The organism is Polaribacter sp. Z014, from assembly GCF_023555435.1.
Taxonomy (GTDB): Bacteria; Bacteroidota; Bacteroidia; order Flavobacteriales; family Flavobacteriaceae; genus Polaribacter.
The window spans coordinates 326,722-349,569 of sequence record NZ_JALCZP010000003.1; the positions used below are offsets into that span (position 1 = coordinate 326,722).

Genomic DNA, 22,848 nt, shown 5'->3' on the forward strand with positions numbered 1-22,848 from the left:
AGATATTCCTTTTATCAAAAGTACCATTCCTTTAATGAAAGGAGTATTTACTTTAACGTTAAACATCACTCATTTTAAATATATAAATTTCTTTTTAAAAATGGGTGATTTCCCCTTACTCTCTTTTAAAAAGTACAGTTAACTTTGAATAACTAAAAACTAAAATTATGAAACTAAAACTACTTTCTATTGTATTACTTTTTTTTACTAATATAATATTGTCACAAAATATTACTATTCCTGATTATAATTTTAAAGAAGTTTTACTGAACAACTCCTCAATAAACACCGATGGAAACTACGAAATATCTGTTACCGAAGCTGAAGCTGTAACCATATTAAATATATCTGGTTATCAAGAATTTATTGGAGGCGAAATGGGTGAGATAGGTTCTCCAGGTATTTCAGATTTTACAGGTATTGAAGCTTTTATAAATTTAACTTCTTTAACTTGTTCTCAAAACGATCTGTCTAGCTTGGACGTCTCTGCACTTACGCAGCTAACTTATTTAGATTGCTCAAGCAATATTAATCCAACAGGAATGGCTACGAATAGTGGTATTAGTACGCTAATACTTCCTAATAATAACATTTTAGAAACCTTAATTTGTAAAGAAAATTATATTACTTCATTAGACCTTTCTAATAAAACGGCATTAACTCATTTAGATGCTTCAAGTAATTATTTAGCAAGTCTAAATATAACAAATACACCCGCTTTAGAAAATTTAAATGCCAGTTATAATTACAGTCTAACTTCGTTAGATTTATCAAATCACGCTAATCTTACTTCATTAAATGCAGAAAATTGCACGCTAAATAATTTAAATATAAATAACACCCCACAATTAGAGACACTTAAATGTAAACAAAATCAATTAAGCGTATTAAATGCATCAAGCAGTGCTGCTCTTAAAACTTTAGAATGTTATCAAAATCGAATTGTATCATTAGACTTAACAAACAATACAAACTTAATTACTGTTTCAACATCTAATAATTTATTAACTAATTTACAGTTACCAACCACCAATACTTTAACATCTCTCTTGTGTAACACAAATAAACTACCTGGTTTAGATACAACAATGGCAACTAGTCTTATTACACTTAAATGTAATTCAAATTTATTAACCAATCTATTATTACCAACTACAAGTACATTATCAACTATTGAAACGACATCCAATAAACTTACAACACTAAACACAACAGACGTTACAGGTTTAATAACTTTAAAAGCACACAACAACCTTTTAACAAATTTAACTTTACCAAATTCTACTTCATTACAAACTCTAGAAGTTTATAATAATCAATTAGCTACTATTAATTTATTACCTCAAGCTGGACTAACCAATCTAAATATTAGTAATAACAGTTTACCTTTATTAGATGTTTCTGGAAATTTAAATTTGCAAACACTACGTAGTTCTAATAATCAGTTAGCTGTTTTAAATACTTTATCGAATACTTCTTTAAATTATTTAGAATGCTCTAATAATTTAATAACAAGTTTAGATACTACAACTATTAATACTTTAGCTAGTTTATCTTGTTCTGGAAATTTACTTACAGAATTAGACTTGTCTAGTTTTTCTAATTTAAGTAAACTTTACTGTAATAATAATTTATTAACGTCTTTAAACCTTAAAAACGGAAATTCTAATACACTTGCTTACAACACTTTTACTGCAAAAAATAATACAAATTTAAATGCTATTTGTATAGACGATGCTTTGGTTGCTGCAGGCAATTTAGGTAATGGTATAGACCCTCACATGAACTTTACAGAATATTGTTCTTTTGTACCCGTAAATTCTAATACAATAACGGGTACTGTTTCTTTTGATTTTAATAATGATGGTTGCGATGCTGCAGATACAAAATCTGTAAATACAAGAATTAACAGTACAAGTGCCAATGTTAGTGCTTCTGCGTTTAGCGCTACAGATGGTACGTATACAATTTATATAAATGACACAAATGTAAATACCGAATTAATACCAAACTTTCCATCATTTTTTACAGCAACCCCAACTACACAAACCACTAATTTTACGGGTTCTGGAAATACAGAAACTATCGATTTTTGCATAACTGCAAACTCACAAGTAAATGATGTAGAAGTATATGCTTTTACTACATCTGAATCTAGACCAGGTTTTGATACACAGTTAAGAGTGTTCTACAAAAATAATGGATCTACAATTATTCCATCCGGAACGATAACTTTAAACTTTAATGAAAACCAAGAAATTTTTAATAATGCAAGTACAAGTCCTGATGCTCAAACAAGTAATTCTTTAACATGGAATTACACCAATTTAATGCCTTTTCAAGAAAGTTATATTGATGTTCAATTTACCATAAATACACCTACAAACTCCACAAACCCAGTAAATGGAGGTGATACAATTACCTACACCACTTCTATTACACCTTTAACAGGTGATGCAACACCTGCAGATAACACCCATATTTTTTCTGATATTATTGTAAACGCTTACGACCCCAATGACGTGGTTTGTTTTGAAGGTGATAAAATTAGTACCACACAAGTACCAAATGATTTAACGTATAGAGTTCGTTTTCAAAATACGGGTACTGCATCAGCAATAAATATTGTAGTAAAAGACATTATTGATGCTGATTTAGACATGACTACTTTTCAGCCCGTAGCAGCAAGTCATTCATATAGAACCGCTATTAGCAATACTAATAAAGTAGAATTTATTTTCGAAAACATACATTTAGCAGATAGCACTTCTAACGAACCAGCTAGTCACGGTTGGTTATTTTATAAAATAAAACCTAAAAGTAACACAGTAATTGGTGATGATTTTGATACTACTGCAAATATTTATTTCGATTATAATGCACCTGTAATTACAAATACTTACAACACTGCTGTTGCTATAGAAACAACAATACCTGATAACAATTTTGAAATGGCCTTAATAAATGCCGGTTTAGATAAAGGAATTCCGGACAGCAAAGTGTTTACAGACAATGTAAATATGATATCTAATTTAGATGTTTCTAATAAAAATATTTCAGACTTAACGGGTATAGAAGATTTTACATCCTTAACTACTTTAAATGTTAGCGATAATCAACTTACAGATTTAGATGTAAGTGCACATACTTTATTAACTTCTTTAAACATACAATCTAATGCACTCACCTCTTTAAATGTGAAAAATGGAAACAATACCGTTTTCACACTATTTAATGCCATTAACAATCCAAATTTAACTTGTATTGAAGTTGATAATGCTACTTGGAGTGCAGACAATTGGACAAATATTGATACAACATCAAACTTTGTGAATAATCAAGCTGAATGTACTGCATTAAGTACTGATACTTATAATACACTAGCGTTTTCTTTATTTCCAAACCCAACTAACGGAAAAATTACTATTACAGCTTTAGAAAAAGCAGATTTACTTATTTATTCACTTTTAGGTAATGAAATTAAAAAAAGAGTTTTAAATAGTGGCAAAAATGAAATTACTGATTTAAATTTATCAAAAGGAATTTATCTTTTTAAGCTTGTTACTAAAGAAAAATCAGCTACTAAAAAAGTGATTGTAAATTAATACGTTACCAAAAAATAAAATATTAAAACTCCATATTATTATATATGATATGGAGTTTTTATTAAAAAAATATTATTCTTAATACACTGCAAACACCTTTAAAAATTTTATTCTAAAAAAAGTTTATTTTATAATTCTAGAAATACTATAATCATAAAATTAATCAGATATTAGATTCAAAATATTTTTTTAATTATCAGCTACTTTTACATAGATTCTTTGTTATTTTTGTCGCTAAACTTAGACTTCACCGGTTATAAAAATCATAAAAAGTCTTCTAAGATATCAAAGAGCGTATTTTGAATAAAAACATATCATCCAAGACATTACAAGATTTAGAATTTTCAACAGTTTTACAACATGTTGCAGAACATTGTATTTCTAGTTTGGGTAAAGAACAAGTTACTGAAATTGAACCCATCATTAATAAAAAAGCACTTTTTAAAGAATTATATTTGGTTAACGAATACGTTTCTTCTTTTCAAAGTGAAAACAGAATTCCTAATCATAGCTTCGATAATATTACAGAAAACGTAAAACGTTTGGCTATAGAAAATAGTTTTGTAGAAACAGATGCTTTTTTAAAAATAGCTACGACATCTCTTACTGTAAACGAATTGATTAAGTTTTTTAAGAAATTTAAGGTTCAATTCCCTACTTTTTTCGAGCTTTCACAAGAAATTGAATTCACCACTTTTATAGATGATGAAATCAAAAAGATCATTGATATTTCTGGTGAAGTAAAAAACAACGCATCAGATTCTTTAAGACAAATAAGAAAAGACATTAATAATGTTCGTGGTAAAATCGGGGCCAGTTTTTCTAGTGCTTTATCTAGAGCAATTTCTGCCGGTCATTTAGATGACATTAAAGAAACTGTTGTAGACAATCAGCGTGTTTTGGCCGTTTCTGCAATGCATAGAAAAAAGGTTGCTGGTAGCTTATTAGGTTCCTCAAAATCTGGTAACATCGTTTATATTGCACCGCAAGCAACACTTGCTTATTCTAGAGAATATCAAAATTTAATTTATGATGAAAAGCAAGAAATTGTAAAAATTTTACGAGCATTATCCGCTACTATTCGTCCGCATGTTTATTTATTAGAAGAATATCTTTCTTTTTTAATTCATATTGATGTGGTTGGTGCAAAAGCAAAATATGCGGTAGAAATGAATGCCGTTTTACCTAAAATATCAAGAGAGAAAAAGATACTTTTTAAGGATGCATATCATCCTATTTTATGGAGAAAGAATAAAAAGCAAGAATTACCTACCGTTTCGCAAAGTATAGAACTGAACGAAAAACAACAAATTATTGTTATTTCGGGTCCCAATGCTGGTGGAAAAAGTATCACTTTAAAAACCATTGGTTTATTACAAGTAATGTTGCAAAGTGGAATTTTAATCCCTGTTGATGAACGCAGTCAGACGTACATTTTTGATACCGTTTTAACAGATATTGGAGATAATCAATCTATAGAGAACCAACTAAGTACGTATAGTTATCGTTTAAAAAACATGCGTAATTTTTTACGTAAATGTGGAGAAAATACGTTGTTTTTAATTGATGAATTTGGTACAGGATCCGACCCCGAATTAGGTGGAGCTTTGGCAGAAATTTTCTTAGAAGAATTTTATTATAAAAAAGCATTCGGAATTATAACGACACACTACTCCAACTTAAAGGTATTAGCCAACGAATTAGAGAATGTTACCAATGCAAATATGCAATTTGACGAACGTACTTTAGAACCGCTATATCGCTTGTTTATAGGGCAAGCAGGAAGTTCTTTTACGTTTGAAGTTGCTCAGAAAAACGGAATTCCGTTTAGTATTATCAACAAAGCAAAAAAACGTGTCGAGACAGAAAAAGTTCGTTTAGATAAGACGATTTCTAAACTTCAAAAAGAACGTAATAGATTACAAAAGCATTCTGATAATTTAGAAAACCAACATTCTAAAGGACAAGAACATTTAGATAATTTACAAGAAAAAGAGCAACGTGTTCAAGATAAATTATCTGGTTTTCAAGAACTATATGACCAAAACCAAAAAATGCTTTCTTTAGGAAGAAAAACAAATGAACTGCTTAATAAATACTTTCAAACCAATAACAAAAAGGAATTAAACACTAATTTTAATAAATGGGTTGCAGACTTAAAGGTAAAACAAGTAATGAAAAAACCTTTAGCTCCAAAAACCAAAGCACAAAAACAAAAAGCCAAAGTAGCCGAAAAACAACAGCAAGAAATTATTAAGAAAGTAGAAAAAGAAGTTTTACAAAAGGTTGTAGAAGTTAGAAAAGAAAAGAAGATTGAAGCTGCTAAAATAGCCAAAGAAAAATCTGAATACATCTATCAAATTGATGACAGCGTAAAAGTGATTGGCTCAAATTCGGTAGGAACCATCGATAGAATTGATAAGAAAAAAGTAACTATTAATTATGGTTTCTTTACCACAAAAACAACTACAGATAAACTAGAATTAGTAAAAAGAGCGAAAAAATAATTCCTTCCTTTTTTATTTATCTTTAAACCTTATTTGAATCCCAAAAAGTAATAAACAAATGAACTTCATTTTAAAATTCAGGTATAGTTTAATAGTTGTCTTCATAATTATCGCTTCTTGTAGTAAAACTCAAAAACAAAGTTCAGAAAAGGACTTTTGTGCTACTATTCATAGAAACGACAACACAACACTTTCTAAAGAATTAGAAAATGTTACTGAATTGATGGAAACTAAAACAGGTGTGTATGTTTTAGAAGACGGAAGTGGTTCTATGGTTGCCAGAGCATGGTTAACAGAATATGCCGAAAAAACAATTGATATTCAGTATTTTATTTTCTCTACAGACAACGTAGGATTAATTGCTTGCGATTATTTGGTAAGAGCAGCAGATCGTGGAGTTAAAATTAGAATTCTGGTAGACGATATTATGGTTGATTCTGATATTGAAGACATTCTAACCTTTGCTTCTCATGAGAATATTTCTGTTAAAATTTATAATCCCGGAGTAAATTTAGGAAAGAACATCTTTCATAAAATTAAGAAATTTACAACTGATTTTAGGTCTGCAAATCAACGTATGCACAATAAAACATTTATTGTAGACGGCAAAGTGGTAATTACTGGAGGACGAAATATTGCCGATGAATATTTTGATTACGACCACGAATACAATTTTAGAGACAGAGATATTTTGCTCTTAGGTAAAGCCTCTAAAAAGGTAAACACTTCATTCAATCAATTTTGGAATAGTGCTTTAAGTGAAAATGTTACGAGTATAATAAAAGAAAGTCCTAAAAACATTTACACTACAAACAAGTTTGATAACTTACACAACTACGCCTGTAATCCTGCTAATTTTTGGCCACAAATTAGACAAAGAATAGCCGCTTTGCCCACAACTTTTCATGCCATTGAAGCATCTGGAAATTTAGTTTGGTTAGACGATGTTTCTTTTATTTCTGATGCTCCTGGTAAAAATGACGGAGCGAATGGTTTAGGAGGTGGTGGTATTGCTACAAGTGCGTTAATTGATTTAATTAAAAACGCCAAATCATCTATAGAGATACAAACACCTTATTTGATTACAACTGCGCTTGCTCAAAATTTATTTAAAGAAGCTGTTCAACGTGGTGTAAAAATTAGAATATTAACCAACAGTTTGTCATCTACAGATAATGTAGAAGCTTTTAGCAGTTATCAAACAGATCGAAAAAAATTATTAGAAACAGGAATTAGAATCTTTGAGTTTAAACCTGATGCCGCAGAACGTACAAAAATAATGACTGGAGAATTGCAAGAAAAACTAGATCACAAACCTATTTTTGGTCTACATGCAAAATCGATGGTTATTGATCAAAAAACAACTGTAATTGGTACTTTTAATTTAGATCCTAGAAGCGCCAATTTAAACACAGAATGTATTGTAATTGTAAATTCTGATAAAATATCTAAAGGTGTTCTAAAAGGTATGGAAATAGAATTTCGCCCAGAAAATTCTTGGGAGACTACATTCGATTTTAATCCAGATTCTGAAGTGAGTAAATACAAGCGTTTAAACACTTGGACACGTAAAATTCTTCCTAAGGAAATATTATAAAACTAAAAAAGGTTCGCAAATTGCGAACCTTTTTTAATATATCTAAACTAGTAATTACTAGATATTTTTAGCTAACCAGTCTCCTACTTCTTTTGTTCCGTAAGCTTTTCCTCCGTCTGCTAAGTCTTCAGTTACAAAACCTGCATCTAAAGCTTTATTTACTGCTGCTCTAATTGCTTTTCCTTCTTCTTGTAAACCAAAGTTTTCAAACATCATTGCTGCAGATAAAACAGTAGCCATTGGGTTTGCAATATTTAATCCTGTTGCTTGTGGGTAAGAACCGTGTATTGGCTCAAACAAAGCATTCTCAGTTCCTACAGATGCAGATGGCATTAATCCCATAGAACCAGAAATTACAGAAGCTTCATCTGTTAAAATATCTCCGAATAAGTTTTCAGTAATTAATACGTCATAACTATTTGGCCATTGAACTAAACGCATTGCAACTGCATCTACAAATTCATAAGAAACTTCAACTTCTGGATAATCTTTTTCCATAGCTTGTACAGTTTCTCTCCATAAACGAGATGTTTCTAAAACGTTTGCTTTATCTACACAACATAATTTCTTACCACGAGTCATTGCCAATTCAAAACCTTTTACAGCTAATCTTTGAACCTCAGCTCTTGTATATACACAATTATCGAAAGCAGTTTCTCCACCATCTCTTCTACCTTTTTCACCAAAGTAAATACCTCCAGTTAATTCGCGTAAAAAAACCAAATCAGTTCCTTCTATTCTTTCTCTTTTTAAAGGAGATTTATCTAATAAAGATGGAAACGTAAATGTTGGTCTTACATTTGCAAATAAGCCTAATTTTTTACGCATTTTTAATAAACCTTGCTCTGGACGAACCGTTGCAGAAGGATCATTATCATATTTTGGATGTCCAATTGCACCAAATAAAACAGCATCTGAAGCTACACAAATATCATGTGTTGCATCTGGATAAGGTTCACCCACTGCATCAATGGCAGCAGCACCTGTTAAAGCTGGTTTCCAAGTAATTTCGTGGTTAAATTTTTGAGCAATTGCATCAGATACTTTTACTGCTTGATCAATTACTTCAGGTCCTATTCCGTCTCCTGCTAATAATGCGATATTTAATTTCATGTGTTTAAGCTTTTAGCTGTTAGCTATTGGCCATTGGCTCAATAAACAGCAGATAATTTAATTAATTTATTTTTTTAGCTAATAGCAAACTGCTAAGAGCAAATGGCATTTTTTAAATAATATTCAACATTTTCTCGGTAGATTTAATTGCAGATACTGTTTGATCTGAATCTAACCCACGCGTAATAAACTCTTTTTCTTCTAATTTCCAAGTAATAATCGTTTCACACAAAGCATCAGAATTACTCCCAGGAGGAATTCTTACTGCATAATCAATTAAAGCTGGTAAATCTTTTTTGCTATGTCTTTTATACAATTTACGCAATGCATTCATAAAGGCATCAAACTGCCCATCTCCTTGCGCATGTGCTTCATATTGTACACCTTCTACTCTTAATTGTAAAGTAGTAGATGGTTTCATTCCCTTAGCATGTCCTAAGACATAATTTTCTACAACAACACGTTTTTCAATAGCATTACTATCTAAAACGTCAGAAATAATATAAGGCAAGTCTTCTTGAGAAACCACTTCCTTTTTATCTCCTAATTCAATAATTCTTTGGGTAACTTTTTTAAGCTCTTCATCATTTAAACTCAGACCTAAATCTTGTAAGTTTTTCTGAATATTTGCTTTTCCAGATGTTTTACCTAATGCATACTTCCGTTTTCTACCAAAACGCTCTGGCATTAAATCATTAAAATACAAGTTGTTTTTATTGTCACCATCTGCATGAATTCCGGCAGTTTGTGTAAAAACATTTGCACCAACAACGGGTTTGTTTACAGGAATACGAAAACCAGAAAAAGTTTCTACAAGCTTACTAACTTTATTTAATGCTTTTTCATTTACAGCGATCGTTACATCCTTTAAAAAATCATTAATCACAGCTATAACACTTGCCATCGGTGCATTTCCTGCACGCTCTCCCATCCCATTTATGGTTAAATGCAAACCGTTTGCACCCGCTTTTATAGCTTCCATAACATTGGCAACTCCTAAATCATAATCATTATGACCATGAAAATCGAAATGCGTTGTTGGGTATTTTTCACGAACTTCAGCAATAAATTTAAAAGTTTCATCGTGTGTTAGAATACCTAAAGTATCTGGCAATAAAACACGTTCTACTTTTTGAGCCGTTAAGAAATCTAAATATTCAAAAACATATTCTTTAGAATTACGCATTCCGTTAGACCAATCTTCTAAATAGACATTGGTTTTTATATCATGCGTAGCAGCAGACTCAATATTTGCTTTAATATCGGCAAAATGTTGTGCTGGTGTTTTTTTAAGTTGATGTGTTAAGTGATTTAAAGATCCTTTGGTTAATAAATTCTGAACTTTCGCCCCAGCATCTAGCATCCAATCAATAGATTTCCCTCCATCAACAAAAGTTAATACTTCTATTTTGTCTAAAAAATTATTTTCAGTAGCCCAAGAAGTTATTTTTTTAACAGCTTCTAGCTCACCTTCAGAAACTCTTGCAGACGCTATTTCTAAACGATCTACTTTTAATTCTTCTAAAAGTAATTTAGCGATTGTTAATTTTTCGGAAACTGAAAACGACACTCCTGATGTTTGTTCTCCATCACGCAGTGTCGTATCCATTATTTCAATCTTTCTACTAGCCATATTCAACCTAAAAAGTATTCTTAAAATGGTCTTGTTTCAGCAAATGCAGAAATTTCGTTTTCGATGTTTTTTAAGTAATCAATATCATCAAAACCGTTTAACATATTGTCTTTTTTGTAAGTATTAATTACAAAAGATTCAGACTCTCCAGTAGCAACTAAAGTTACTGTTTGGTTAGGTAAATCTACTTTAATTTCTGTTTTAGGATCTGCCATAATTGCTGCAAATAATGTATCTGCAAATTTTGGAGAAACTTGTACAGGTAAAACCCCTACATTTAAACAGTTGTTTTTAAAGATATCTGCAAAGGCAGATGAAATTACACAACGTAAACCAAAATCGTACACAGACCAAGCTGCATGTTCTCTAGAAGAACCAGAACCAAAGTTTCTACCTCCAACTAATATTTTAGAACCTGCATAAATTTCTTTGTTTAAAGGAAAATCTGCTTTTGGTGTTCCGTCTTGTTCAAATCTCCAATCACGGAAAAAATTGATATCAAAATCTTTACGCTCAGTTGCTTTTAAGAAACGAGCAGGAATTATTTGATCTGTATCTACATTCTCTGTAGGTAAAGGATATGCTGTACTTGTTAGTACGTCAAATTTATCGTAAGCCATCTTTTATGCTTTTAGCTTTTTAGCTTTTCGCCTTTCGCTTCTCACGGTTGTCGAATTGCTGAAGCAATTATTTTAATTTATTTTTTTTGTTATTGGCTTTTCGCTGTTCACTTTTCGCCAATTGCAAATAGCGAAAGGCAAAGTGCCCTTAACCCAATTTACTTATTAATCTGTTTAAACTTCTTTTTAATTGATCTACTTTTTCAATTAACTTTTCTATTGATTCAATTTCTGCTAATTTTAAATCTTTTATCAAAATTAAAAAATATTCTAATTCTGTTGCCGATCCATTAGCTATTACTAAAAAGCGTTTAAACTCTTTTTCTGTTTCTCTTCCGCATCCTTCTGCAATATTTGCAGGTACGGAAGAAGAACATCTTCTCATTTGACTCGTTATTCCAAATAATTCTTCTTTAGGAAATTGTTTTGAAAGCTTATAGACCTCTAATGTAATCTCGTGTCCTAATTCCCAAACTTGATATTTTCTAAAGTTTCTCATTTTTCTAAGCCTTTCGCTTGTTAGCATTTCGCAATTAGCTAAAAGCCAAATCGCCAATTGCCAATAGCGAACGTTGCTAGCCTACTAGCAATGTTCTAGGATCCGTTACTACTCCGCTAACTGCAGATGCTGCAGCCACTAAAGGTGAAGCTAGTAATGTTCTAGACCCTGGTCCTTGTCTTCCTTCGAAGTTTCTGTTTGATGTTGAAACTGATAATTTTCCTGAAGGAATTTTATCATCATTCATTGCCAAACAAGCCGAACAACCTGGTTCTCTTAAAACAAAACCTGCGTCTGTAATAATCTTATCTAAACCTTCTGCTTTTATTTGATCTACTACTTTATGTGATCCTGGTACTAACCAAGCCGTAACATTAGGTGCTTTTTGTCTTCCTTTTACAATAGAACAAAAACCTCTAAAGTCTTCTATACGTCCATTTGTACAAGAACCTAAGAATACAAAGTCAATTTCTTTACCAATCATAGAATCACCTTCGTTAAAAGACATATATCCTAATGATTTTCTGTAAGTATCTACTCCACCTTCTACACTTTCTGCTAAAGGAATTGATTTAGTTACCCCCATTCCCATTCCTGGGTTTGTTCCGTAAGTAATCATTGGTTCAATATCTGCTGCATCATAATTAAATTCAACATCAAATTCTGCGCCTTTTTCTGTATATAAAGTTTCCCAATATTTCATGGCTTTGTCCCAATCTGCTCCCTTAGGAGTTTGAGCACGACCTTTTAAATATTCATATGTTTTAGTATCTGGTGCAATCATACCTCCACGTGCTCCCATCTCTATAGATAAGTTACACACAGTCATACGACCTTCCATAGACATGTCTTCAAAAACATCTCCTGCATATTCAACAAAATAACCTGTTGCTCCAGAAGTAGTTTGTTTTGCAATAATATATAAAGCAACATCTTTAGGCGTTACACCTAAACCTAATTTACCGTTTACGTTAATACGCATGGATTTAGGTTTTGGTTGCATAATACATTGCGTAGACAACACCATTTCTACTTCCGAAGTTCCAATACCAAAGGCAATAGCTCCAAAAGCACCATGCGTAGATGTATGAGAATCTCCACAAACAATTGTCGCTCCAGGTAACGTTATTCCGTTTTCTGGACCTACAACGTGTACAATTCCGTTATTAATATCTCCTAAACCCCAGTGAGAAATACCATGCTTTTTTGCATTGTTTTCTAAAGCATCTAACTGATTTGCAGATAAAGGATCTGCAACAGGTAAATGTTGGTTTATGGTTGGTGTGTTGTGATCTGCTGTTGCGAATGTTCGCGCAGGATATACAACACTGTTTCCTCTACTTTCTAAACCTAAGAAAGCTACGGGACTTGTAACTTCGTGGATAAAATGACGATCTATAAAAAACACATCTGGTCCGTCTTTAACTTGACGAACAACGTGTGAATCCCATACTTTGTCAAATAATGTATTTGCCATTTGTTTGTTCTTTAATTATTTAAATGATAATCAGCTACCAAAAATAAGAATTTGTTGAGATTTTTAAGGCTTATAATGTTTAGACATATTATACCCAACTGTTAATCATTCTAATAAAACACTCTATAACAATTAATTACATTATTAAAAAATACGATGTCTATTTATTTTATAGGGTTCTGATTTAGTTGAGTTCTTTCCTTTTTTTCTTTTGAAATGAGTTGTAAAATAGTTAATACAGAACTCTATTCAATTATAATTTTATTTTGATAAAAAACACTGAAGTAATGAGAAATCTTATAATCATCATAAAGTGAGATTCCTCAATCGCTTAAAAAAGCTCATTTCGGAATGACACAACTTCTAAAATTGAAGGTTATTTTTATGATAAATTAAACCATAAACATAAAATTGCGGCTTCTACAAAATCTCTACTTTGAGATTTTATTTCGTCTTAAATACATTAAAAATCCAACTGTATTATTTAAAAAAATTATAAGTCTTTTCATGTCGATAAAATCAGACCTACACCGTTTTTAAAAACAACACAAGTAAAATCCTAATTTTCTATATCGTTAACAAACTAGTTTAGCCCTGATTGAAACAATTGTTTGAGCTCTTTTTTAGCCTTTTTAGGATAAAAAAAGCGAGTGTGGAAAGCAGGAAATAGCTTCAAATAAATATTATAGTAATTTTAAAACTTTCTCTATATTTTCTTTGTGTGCCAAATCTGATCCTTCACTTAGAGTTGCAGATACGCCACAGGCAACGCCCCAACGTAAAATGTTTTTTGGTGATTCGTTTTGGGTAATGGCATAAATTAACCCTGCAACCATACTGTCTCCTGCACCAATGGTACTTTTTACAGAAATTACGGGTGCCGTAACGTATTCTACACCGTTTTTATGTGCCATAAACGCACCGTCTTTCCCTAAAGAAACCACTACATATTGTGCTGTTTTATTTGTAACAAGTTGCATTGCAAAAGCTTCTTGTTCTTCTTTATTTAAAGAGTCTTTACCTGCTAACCTTGCCAATTCTTTTTGGTTGGGTTTAATTAAAAACAACTCGTTTTTTAAAACTTCGTTAAAAACAGGTCCAGAAGTATCTACAATTACTTTAACGTCTTTTGCTTTTAAACTTTTAATAATTTTGGAATAATAATCTGTGGGCAATCCTTTTGGTAAACTTCCACTAATTACAAAAATATCGTTGGTAGCTACTTGCTCATTTATTAATTTTTCTACATTTTCCATTTCAGCTTCTGAAAAAGAAGCCGTAGGCATTCCGAATCTATATTGTAAGCCTGTTTTTACTTCAAAAACAGCAAAATTTTCTCTTGTCCAAATAGAGATTGGTGTTGCAAAAACGTTAACCTGTTGATCTACTAATAAGTCTTTTAAGTGCTCGCCCGTTTTACCACCGTAAGGAAATACACAATGACTTTCTATAGACAGTCTGTGTAATACTCTAGAAATATTGATTCCGCCTCCTCCTGGATGATAGGTAATATCTGAACATTCTAGTTTATCAAAAGGTGTCATTTCTACCACTTTAGCACTTTTGTCTAAAGCAGGGTTTATAGTAAGGGTTACAACTTTCATTATTCTTTATTTTATAGTAAAGATAGTATTCTTTTCTTTTTTCTATGGATGAAAAAGAAACAAAAAATCGAAACTTATTATATGTGATTAAAATAAAATAATTCAAAAAATAAATTAACATTCCTAATAAAAGTTAATCTAGCCTTTGTTATTTTACATGACAAAGAAGGAGAAATCTTTTAATTACACAGATATAAGATTCTTCAATCGTTAAAAAAAGCTCATTTAAGAATGGACGTACACACTATAGTCTTTAATTTAGAAAAACTTATTTCAATTCTTGTATATTGCATTCACAAATAAATATTATGAAATTAAACTTATTGTCTTGTGATGCCCAAAGACCAGATAAAAGAGCGATTGCTAGATGTATTGCAGAAATTTCTGTAAGCATTTCTGAGTCTTTATCTAATGAACTTACAGAAATCCTTTTAGAAGGTGACGTTGTAGATATTGAAATGGAAGATAAAAATGCGGGATCTGCTTTAAGAGCTCTAAGAAAATTAAGTATCGATTACGAAATTATAGCATAAAAAACACATGAAAAAATTTACTTTATTATCTATTTTCTTCTTTTTTATGACTTCTTATGGGCAACAAAAAAAGATGTGGGCAAAGTCGTTTTTAAATAAAAAAGCACCAGAATTAGTGGTTAGCACATGGTTAACGGATAAACCTGAAACGGATGGTAAATTTGTTTTAATCGATTTTTGGGCTACTTGGTGCGGACCTTGTGTTAGAGGGATTCCAGAAATGAATGCTTTTTATAAAGAGTTTGCCAAAGATCTAGTGGTTATTGGTATCAGTAACGAATCTAAGGCTAAAATTAAAGGTTTTAAGAAGGCTAAAATTGAATATTATAGCGCTATTGATAGAAAAGCTAGACTTAATAGAACGTTAGAAATAAAAGGAATTCCACATTGTATACTTATTAATCCTGATGGGATTGTTGTTTGGGAAGGCTGGCCTCAACTAAAAGGTTTTGAGTTGACTTCAGAAGTTATACAAGGGCTTATTGATGCTTATAAATCTTAAATAAGCAGCGTATTAAAGGGTTTTGTAAGTACTTATATTTCAATAATTAAATTATTAGAAATACAAAATTTACGTCATCGTTTTCGATTATTTTTTTTTGACTCACTCCTAAATTTAAGAAACCTAAAAGTTTTTAGCTTTACTAAAATAAGCAAACTAGTCTAGCCCTGATTGAAGCAATTGTTTGAGCTCTTTTTTATGATCTTTTTGAATAAAAAAAGCGAGTGCGGAAAGCAGGAAACAGCTTCAAAAAAAAGTAATTATAGCATATTATTTCTTTTGATGAAATACAATAACAAAACCAACCAATAGATTGTATATAATAGCATATTTACTTTAAAAAACTAACTTAGATAAACTTTCTACACCTTCTTTTCTTCTAGTTATTTATAAAAATGGTGAAACATTAAAAATATATACGCAATAAAGAAATTTAGGATGCGTTAACTTAAAACTATTCGCAATAATAAAAGTAAATTGCATGCTTATGTAAGCGACAATAACATAAAATATATAAAAATGAAATATTTGTTAAAAAAAAGTAGTTTAATAGTCTTAACAATTAGTTTAGTGCTATTTGGGCTTATTTCTTGTGAATCTAATGATGATGCAAACTCAGAAGAAAGTAAAGAAACACCTGTAGAGAATGCTACTAAAGCAAAACTTGTTGGAGAATGGAGACTTATTATCAGTAAGGTTGATGGGGAATTAATAGCTGAAAGTGATTTTGCTACCTTAAAAGAATCATATGCCAACTTTAATGAAGATAATACCTACAAAGTTTTTTATAAGAAAAGTTCTGGTGCTTCTACTTCAACATCTACTTATTCTGGTACTTATGTTGTAAACCAATTAAATAGTGTTACTTTTTATGGTTCAGATTCAGAAATAGCGTTGGTTGATAATACTTTACAAATAACATCGAAAAATGCGGCTAATAAAACGCAGGTAGATCTATTTATTAGAAGTGATAATGATGAATTTGAAGAAGAAGATGCTGATGAAACAGATGTAGTTGATAAGGAGGAAGACTCTACTGATACGAACAATAGTTACGATGGCACTGATGTTATAGCAAAATTGAAGGGAGTTTGGACAATTAGTGGTGTTGATGATGATTGTTTGAAAAAAAATACGTTAAATTTTGAATCAGATGATTTACTGGTGTTTTCTCAACATAAAAAGACTTTTAATAGAAGTGATTTAACACGTAATAACATTAATGTAAGCTACCCAATGCCTGCAATATTTTCGGCAAGTGTAACAAAAGGAGTTAGCACGGTAACTTTTAATACCCAGGCGGATTGTCAGTTTATTAAAGTAAGTAAGCTACATTACAATGTTTTAGACGCGCAAACGATAGCTATAAATGAAACCTCTACTTTAATTATTAAGTTGCTAAATGACACTACCATTAACCTCATTTATACTTACAAGGATAGTGACTCGAATGAACAGGTAATAGAATTCGATTATAAGAAAATGTAACTAGATTATTAACAAGAATTACGCAACATTTTATAAGTACTACTAATAAAATATATAGCACACCTATTTATAACCCTATTAAACTTCTTACAAGTTTAATAGGGTTATTCTCTTTATAAGTGCATCAAAAATAACATTGAAGAATGGTTTCTATTTTAGAAAAACGCCTGTTAGCATTAGAATTTCTAATGAAATAATTATTACAAAACTAGAACAGACAATGCTACTGGGTTAATGTGGCAAAAAATAGGTGATGGAGTTGAAAATATAAAAAAAATCTAGTTATCTACGCACCAACAAAATAACTTAGCCCTCATTAAAGCTATTGTTTGAGCACTTTTTTATGCTGTTTCTGAATAAAAAAAGCAAGTGTCTTTCGACTACGTCGAGATAAACTCCTAGTAGGGTCTAGCTTCAACTAAAAATATTTACATGAAGCTATTTTTTAAAACTTAGATTGAAGATCTTTTTACTCAAACTTGTCCATAACAGCATTACTAATTCCCATATTAGAGAATCCGCCATCGTGGAATAGGTTTTGCAAAGTCACTTTTTTGGTTAAATCAGAAAATAGCGAAATGGTATAATCTGCACAATCTGCGGCAGAAGCATTACCTAACGGACTCATTTTTTCTGAAAAATTGATAAATCCATCGAAACCTTTTACGCCATTTCCAGCAGTTGTTGGTGTTGGTGATTGAGAAATGGTGTTGACTCTCACTTTAAAATCTCTACCAAAATAATAACCAAAACTACGTGCTATAGATTCTAAATAGGCTTTATTGTCTGCCATATCATTGTAATCTGGAAACACTCTTTGCGCCGCCATATAGGTTAACGCAACGATTGAGCCCCATTCATTCATGGCTTTTTTATGATATAAAACATTCATTACTTTATGAAAAGAAACCGCAGAAACATCCCACCCTTTTTGAGTGAAATCGTAATTTGGGTCTGTGTAGGCTTTCTTTTTTCTAACATTTACAGACATACCAATGGAATGCAAAACAAAATCGATTTTACCACCTAGAATCTCCATAGATTTTTCTACTAAATTTTCTAAATCTTCGATTGAAGTTGCATCCGCAGGAATAATTTGAGAATTAGTTTTCTTTGCCAAAACATCTAATTCACCCATTCTTATAGAAGCCGGTGCATTGGTTAACACAAACTCTGCTCCTTCTTCATGCGCTCTTTGTGCCGTTTTCCAAGCGATTGAATTTTCGTTTAAAGCACCAAAAATAATTCCTTTTTTGCCTTTTAATAAGTTGTACATGCTATTAAATATTTGTTTTATGAGATTTCTCATTAGTTTATATTGAGCGAAGTTGAAAGGCTAAAAAGCTCATTTCGAAATGACATTCTAACTTTTTAAATTTTAAATAAACTAATTTAATAATTCTTTTGCGTGAGTAAGTGCAGAGTCCGTAATATCTTTTCCGCTTAGCATTTCTGCAATTTCTTTAATTCTTTCATCTGTAGATAAAAGTTTTAAATTAGTGGTGGTTACTCCTTTCACTTCCTGCTTATATACTTTATAATGATTACTTCCTTTTGCGGCAATCTGCGGTAAATGTGTAATGGCAATTACCTGCATATTAGTACTCATTTTTTGCATAATTGCAGCTATTTTATTAGAAACTTCACCGGAAACTCCAGTATCTATTTCATCAAAAATAATGGTTGGTAATTGTGTGTTTTCTGATAAAATTGTTTTTACTGATAACATTATCCTAGACAATTCTCCACCTGAAGCTACTTTTTTTAATTCTCCAAAACTACCTCCTTTATTTGCTGAAAAAAGGAATTCTAATTCGTCTTTTCCGTTAATAAAATAGTTTTTAGTTGGCTTTATTTTAATTGAGAAACGCGCGTTTTCCATACCTAAATCGGATAATAAAACTTGTAGTTCTTTATTTAACTTTGGTATTGATTTTGTTCTTGCACTTGAAATTAAATCTGCAACCTTATCTAGTTTAACAGAAACATCATCTATTTCTTTTTGCTTCTCATTAATTACTTCGTCGGCAGATTCTACTTGCGCTACTTTTTCTGAAAGCTCTTCAAAAACAGCAATTAATTCTTTATTATTACTTACCGTATGTTTCTTCTGTAAATTATATAATAATTGTAATCTATCGTTGATCTCTTCTGCTTCATTCGGATTAAAATCTACATTTTCATTTGCATCTTCTAACTCAGAAACAATGTCATCAATTTCAATTTTTACTGATGTAACTCTTTCTGATAAATCTTGATATTCTTTAGAAAATATAGCAATTTTAGACAATCGATTTTCTAAAGTATTTAGTAAATTCTGAATTCCGATTTCTTCATTTACCGTAATTCCTAAAGCTTCAGACAAATTATCTTTAATATCTTCTATATTGTTTAATTTCTCTAACTTTTCTTCTAAATCTTCTTGCTCTTCAACTTTAACCTTCGCTTCTTCTAATTCTTTAAAAAGATGCAAATTATAATCGTATTGTTTATTTGCTTCTTTTTGTTGATCTTCTAAAACGCTAAGTTCTTTTTTTAATTTACTTAACTGAGAAAAACCACGTTTATAAGAAGCTATTTTTGCTGTGTTTTTTGCTAAAGCATCTAAAATTGAAAACTGAAAAAGATTGTCTGACAGTTCTATGGTTTGATGTTGCGAATGCACATCAATTAATTTGGATCTTAATTTATTTAAAACAGACAACGTTACGGGCGTATCATTTACAAAAGCTCTCGATTTACCAGATGGCAAAATCTCTCTTCTAATAATGGTTTCGGCTTCGTAATCTAAATCTACTTCGTTAAAAAAATCTTCTAAATTGTAATTCGCAATAGCCACTTTAGCTTCTACCACACATTTATTGCTGGTGTCTTTTAAGGAAGATAAATCTGCGCGGTTACCTAAAACCAATCCTAATGCACCTAAAAGTATGGATTTACCTGCTCCTGTTTCACCCGTAATTATAGACAAACCTGAAGAAAAATCAATAGATAACTGATTGATTAATGCGTAGTTATTAATGGAAAGTTGTGTTAACAAATTTTCTGAAATTTAGAAGCTAAAATTAAGGAAAATTGTACCAAGTATAAACAATAATTATAAGGAATGTTTTACTTAATATTTTTCCACTTAGAGTTGTTATTCGGAGATATTTTTTTAACAACCTCTTTTAATCTATTTTGATTTCTAGAAGTAGCATCATCCGTATACATATTTACAATTTCATCCGCTTTTGCATCAAAAAACACACGGATCAAGTAATTACCCACCGTTTTATTATAAATACTTTCTAAAGAGATTACAGCCTCTTCCATATTTTGTTTAGCAATACCATTATTTATAGAAAACTCGTCTAAACCTCTTCTATGATAATTATAAGTAGCCGTTCTATAAGCCGATAGTTTTGGTGATAAAAAACTATCTATTAATAAAAAACGAGTTTGTTTACCTACCACATTTTGCCAAGAAGCGATGCCACTTTGCTGTGCTTGTAACATTACATTCTCTGCTACTTTAAAAGAAGCTTCTCCTCCATTCTTTTTAAAAGTATCTGCATCTGCACCTATAATTATATTTGTATAGAAAACAATGGTAGAAATTAAATTACTATCGTAAGAATTCTTATTATAAATTAATGGATCGAATTCATTGTATTTAAAATTGAAATCGTTGTCTTTTAAATTTAAAACAGGTGATGCATAGCTAGAACCAAAAACGGGTCTTGTAGATTGAACTTGTATCGTTCCTTTAAAATTATTTGCATCTCTAGAAGTTATTATAATAGTAAAAGCACAATCTATTCTTTCTTCTGGCTTAACGTTGTTATTAGTCCATTTTGTTTGATTTACAAACTCGGATAAAGATTTTTCTAGTGTTTTAAAAACCTGCGTATTTGAACCATCAACTTGTTTGTAATTTATGGTAACCAAGCAATTCAATTCTTGCGCTTTTAGCACTGAAACAGAAAATAATAACAGAAAAATGAATATAACTTTACGCATTTGTTTTTAGTTTTTACGTCTGGTCGAGCGCAGTCTAGACCTAACTTTAAACCCCTCGAAAACTGCGTTCAATGTATTCAATCAAAAAATATTTTGATTAAAGTAATGCTCGAGGAGAGAAGAAGTATTAAGAAATATTCTTTACAATTTCATCCAAAATATCTTTAGCCACTTCTTCTTTCGATTTTAATTCAAATGATTTCTCATTCAAATCTTTATCAATAATAGTAATTTTATTTGTGTCTGTAGCAAAACCAGCTCCTTTATCTTGTAAAGAATTTAAAACAATAGCATCTAAATTCTTCCGTTTTAGTTTTCCTTTTGCATTTTCTAGCTCATTATTAGTTTCTAAAGCAAAACCAACTAAAAATTGATTTTCCTTAATTTCACCTAAAGAAGCTAAAATATCTTTTGTTGATTCTAACTCAATCTCTAACGTAGAAGCCGTCTTTTTTATTTTCTGAGTAGCTACATTTTTCGGTCTATAATCTGCAACCGCAGCAGAAAGTATAGCAACATCTACTTCTTTAAAGTATTTATGAGCTGCTTTGTACATTTCATCTGCAGAAACCACATCTACTCTATGAACTAAAGAATGTTGTATTTTTTGATGACTTGGGCCAGAAATTAAATAAACCTCAGCACCTAAATTAGCCGCTGCTTTAGCAATTGCAAATCCCATTTTACCAGAAGAATGATTTCCTATAAAACGCACAGGATCTATAGCCTCGTATGTTGGACCTGCAGTTAATAAGACCTTTTTTCCTTTTAAAGGTAATTTTGATAGAATATCACTTTCTATAAATGACACAATATCTTCCGGCTCTGCCATTCTTCCTTCACCAACCAAACCGCTTGCCAACTCACCAGAAGTAGCAGGGATAATGGTATTACCAAAATTTTGTAATTTTTGTAACGTTTCTTTTGTAGATGCATGAATGTACATATCTAAATCCATTGCAGGTGCAAAATATATAGGACATTTTGCAGACAAATAGACTGCTAATAATAAATTATCGCAGGTTCCATTCGCCATTTTAGACATGGTGTTAGCTGTTGCAGGTGCAACTACCATATAATCTGCCCAAAGACCTAAATCTACATGACTATTCCACATTTCATTCTCCTCATCTTCTTTATTGTAAAAAGTAGAATGCACAGGGTTCTTAGAAAGTGTGGAAAGTGTAAGAGGTGTTATAAAATCTTTAGACGCAGGAGTCATAATAACTTTGACCTCTGCGCCTAATTTTATAAATAAACGAACTAAACTAGCCGTTTTGTATGCAGCAATTCCAGCAGTAATTCCTAACAGAATTTTTTTACCACTTAAAACAGACATTATTCTGCTTCTGGAGTTCTAAAATATACTTTACCATTTAGCCATTCTTCCATAGCCATAGCTGTTGGCTTTGGTAATCTTTCGTAAAACTTAGAAACTTCTATTTGTTCTTTATTTTCGAAAACTTCCTCTAAACTATCATTATAAGTTGCAAACTCTTCTAACTTATCAACCAATTCTTTCTTTAAATCTCCGTTGATTTGGTTTGCTCTTTTAGCAATAATAGAAATAGCTTCATAAATATTTCCTGTAGCAGCTTCTACTTCATTCTTATTATAAGTAATAGTACTTAAAGGTGCCTTTGTGTCTTTATAATCCATAATTAATTA

Annotated in this window: 17 protein-coding genes; 6 read left to right on the top strand and 11 right to left on the bottom strand. The window is 31.0% G+C overall.

All coding sequences use genetic code 11. The features are described from left to right. Nucleotides 1–167 precede the first annotated feature (167 nt). The 3 genes from MPF19_RS06700 to MPF19_RS06710 all read left to right on the top strand — a co-directional run bounded on the left by MPF19_RS06700 (nt 168) and on the right by MPF19_RS06710 (nt 7,709). Nucleotides 168–3,605 (top strand): DUF7619 domain-containing protein, encoded by a 3,438-nt coding sequence (locus tag MPF19_RS06700; protein WP_249987361.1) that lies wholly within the window; start codon nt 168–170, stop codon nt 3,603–3,605. 299 nt (nt 3,606–3,904) lie between these two features. After that, nucleotides 3,905–6,112 carry an endonuclease MutS2 gene (locus tag MPF19_RS06705; RefSeq protein WP_249987362.1) on the top strand — a complete coding sequence of 736 codons (2,208 nt, stop codon included), beginning with the start codon at nt 3,905–3,907 and terminating at the stop codon, nt 6,110–6,112. 58 nt (nt 6,113–6,170) lie between these two features. Further along, on the top strand, nt 6,171–7,709 hold the full coding sequence (locus MPF19_RS06710; protein WP_249987365.1) for a phospholipase D family protein: 1,539 nt from the start codon (nt 6,171–6,173) through the stop codon (nt 7,707–7,709). A 57-nt stretch (nt 7,710–7,766) separates the two neighbouring features. On the opposite strand, the gene leuB is transcribed toward MPF19_RS06710, so the two are convergent. The 6 genes from leuB to MPF19_RS06740 form a co-directional block, all read right to left on the bottom strand. Continuing rightward, entirely contained in the window at nt 7,767–8,822 is a 1,056-nt protein-coding gene (gene leuB / locus MPF19_RS06715; RefSeq protein ID WP_249987367.1) for a 3-isopropylmalate dehydrogenase, read from the bottom strand. 112 nt (nt 8,823–8,934) lie between these two features. Beyond that, complete coding sequence (locus MPF19_RS06720) at nt 8,935–10,455, bottom strand: hydroxymethylglutaryl-CoA lyase-like TIM-barrel protein (RefSeq protein ID WP_203393618.1); 1,521 nt, start codon at nt 10,453–10,455, stop codon at nt 8,935–8,937. A 20-nt stretch (nt 10,456–10,475) separates the two neighbouring features. Then, nucleotides 10,476–11,075: a 3-isopropylmalate dehydratase small subunit gene (leuD, locus tag MPF19_RS06725; RefSeq protein WP_203393619.1), complete on the bottom strand. Its 600-nt coding sequence runs from the start codon at nt 11,073–11,075 to the stop codon at nt 10,476–10,478. A gap of 148 nt (nt 11,076–11,223) precedes the next feature. Further along, entirely contained in the window at nt 11,224–11,574 is a 351-nt protein-coding gene (locus MPF19_RS06730; RefSeq protein ID WP_203393620.1) for a four helix bundle protein, read from the bottom strand. Nucleotides 11,575–11,650: 76 nt separating this feature from the next. Further along, nucleotides 11,651–13,051 (bottom strand): 3-isopropylmalate dehydratase large subunit, encoded by a 1,401-nt coding sequence (gene leuC / locus MPF19_RS06735; protein ID WP_203393621.1) that lies wholly within the window; start codon nt 13,049–13,051, stop codon nt 11,651–11,653. 683 nt (nt 13,052–13,734) lie between these two features. Beyond that, nucleotides 13,735–14,655 (bottom strand): 1-phosphofructokinase family hexose kinase, encoded by a 921-nt coding sequence (locus tag MPF19_RS06740; RefSeq protein WP_249987368.1) that lies wholly within the window; start codon nt 14,653–14,655, stop codon nt 13,735–13,737. Nucleotides 14,656–14,963: 308 nt separating this feature from the next. Between MPF19_RS06740 and MPF19_RS06745 the strand changes: the two genes are divergently transcribed. From MPF19_RS06745 to MPF19_RS06755, 3 genes are all read left to right on the top strand, one after another. Continuing rightward, nucleotides 14,964–15,188 (top strand): hypothetical protein, encoded by a 225-nt coding sequence (locus tag MPF19_RS06745; RefSeq protein WP_203393623.1) that lies wholly within the window; start codon nt 14,964–14,966, stop codon nt 15,186–15,188. A 7-nt stretch (nt 15,189–15,195) separates the two neighbouring features. Then, a complete protein-coding gene (locus MPF19_RS06750) occupies nt 15,196–15,690 on the top strand; it encodes a TlpA family protein disulfide reductase (protein ID WP_203393624.1) in 495 nt (164 codons plus the stop codon). A 519-nt stretch (nt 15,691–16,209) separates the two neighbouring features. Further along, a complete protein-coding gene (locus MPF19_RS06755) occupies nt 16,210–17,178 on the top strand; it encodes a lipocalin family protein (RefSeq protein WP_249987370.1) in 969 nt (322 codons plus the stop codon). Nucleotides 17,179–17,647: 469 nt separating this feature from the next. Here the strand turns inward: MPF19_RS06755 and MPF19_RS06760 are convergent, their stop codons facing one another. From MPF19_RS06760 to MPF19_RS06780, 5 genes are all read right to left on the bottom strand, one after another. Beyond that, nucleotides 17,648–18,454 (bottom strand): enoyl-ACP reductase FabI, encoded by an 807-nt coding sequence (locus tag MPF19_RS06760; protein ID WP_249987418.1) that lies wholly within the window; start codon nt 18,452–18,454, stop codon nt 17,648–17,650. A gap of 111 nt (nt 18,455–18,565) precedes the next feature. Further along, the gene (recN, locus tag MPF19_RS06765; protein WP_249987372.1) at nt 18,566–20,218 is read right to left on the bottom strand and encodes a DNA repair protein RecN; all 1,653 of its coding nucleotides are present in this window, start codon (nt 20,216–20,218) and stop codon (nt 18,566–18,568) included. Nucleotides 20,219–20,289: 71 nt separating this feature from the next. Next, nucleotides 20,290–21,180, bottom strand: coding sequence for a type IX secretion system protein PorD (porD, locus tag MPF19_RS06770; RefSeq protein ID WP_203393627.1), 891 nt, complete (start codon nt 21,178–21,180; stop codon nt 20,290–20,292). 127 nt (nt 21,181–21,307) lie between these two features. Further along, the gene (gene coaBC, locus MPF19_RS06775) at nt 21,308–22,519 is read right to left on the bottom strand and encodes a bifunctional phosphopantothenoylcysteine decarboxylase/phosphopantothenate--cysteine ligase CoaBC (RefSeq protein WP_249987373.1); all 1,212 of its coding nucleotides are present in this window, start codon (nt 22,517–22,519) and stop codon (nt 21,308–21,310) included. Further along, nucleotides 22,519–22,839: a DNA-directed RNA polymerase subunit omega gene (locus MPF19_RS06780; protein ID WP_203393629.1), complete on the bottom strand. Its 321-nt coding sequence runs from the start codon at nt 22,837–22,839 to the stop codon at nt 22,519–22,521. The genes coaBC and MPF19_RS06780 overlap by 1 nt, the downstream gene beginning before the upstream one ends. Nucleotides 22,840–22,848 lie beyond the last annotated feature (9 nt).

Coding starts and splice junctions, on each gene's coding strand:
- MPF19_RS06720 (WP_203393618.1), bottom strand. CDS start 10,455: ATGGCTAGTAGAAAGATTGAAATAATGGATACGACACTGCGTGATGGA.
- leuB (WP_249987367.1), bottom strand. CDS start 8,822: ATGAAATTAAATATCGCATTATTAGCAGGAGACGGAATAGGACCTGAA.
- MPF19_RS06730 (WP_203393620.1), bottom strand. CDS start 11,574: ATGAGAAACTTTAGAAAATATCAAGTTTGGGAATTAGGACACGAGATT.
- MPF19_RS06745 (WP_203393623.1), top strand. CDS start 14,964: ATGAAATTAAACTTATTGTCTTGTGATGCCCAAAGACCAGATAAAAGA.
- MPF19_RS06755 (WP_249987370.1), top strand. CDS start 16,210: ATGAAATATTTGTTAAAAAAAAGTAGTTTAATAGTCTTAACAATTAGT.
- MPF19_RS06760 (WP_249987418.1), bottom strand. CDS start 18,454: ATGTACAACTTATTAAAAGGCAAAAAAGGAATTATTTTTGGTGCTTTA.
- MPF19_RS06740 (WP_249987368.1), bottom strand. CDS start 14,655: ATGAAAGTTGTAACCCTTACTATAAACCCTGCTTTAGACAAAAGTGCT.
- MPF19_RS06710 (WP_249987365.1), top strand. CDS start 6,171: ATGAACTTCATTTTAAAATTCAGGTATAGTTTAATAGTTGTCTTCATA.
- porD (WP_203393627.1), bottom strand. CDS start 21,180: ATGCGTAAAGTTATATTCATTTTTCTGTTATTATTTTCTGTTTCAGTG.
- MPF19_RS06750 (WP_203393624.1), top strand. CDS start 15,196: ATGAAAAAATTTACTTTATTATCTATTTTCTTCTTTTTTATGACTTCT.
- MPF19_RS06780 (WP_203393629.1), bottom strand. CDS start 22,839: ATGGATTATAAAGACACAAAGGCACCTTTAAGTACTATTACTTATAAT.
- MPF19_RS06700 (WP_249987361.1), top strand. CDS start 168: ATGAAACTAAAACTACTTTCTATTGTATTACTTTTTTTTACTAATATA.
- leuC (WP_203393621.1), bottom strand. CDS start 13,051: ATGGCAAATACATTATTTGACAAAGTATGGGATTCACACGTTGTTCGT.
- coaBC (WP_249987373.1), bottom strand. CDS start 22,519: ATGTCTGTTTTAAGTGGTAAAAAAATTCTGTTAGGAATTACTGCTGGA.
- leuD (WP_203393619.1), bottom strand. CDS start 11,075: ATGGCTTACGATAAATTTGACGTACTAACAAGTACAGCATATCCTTTA.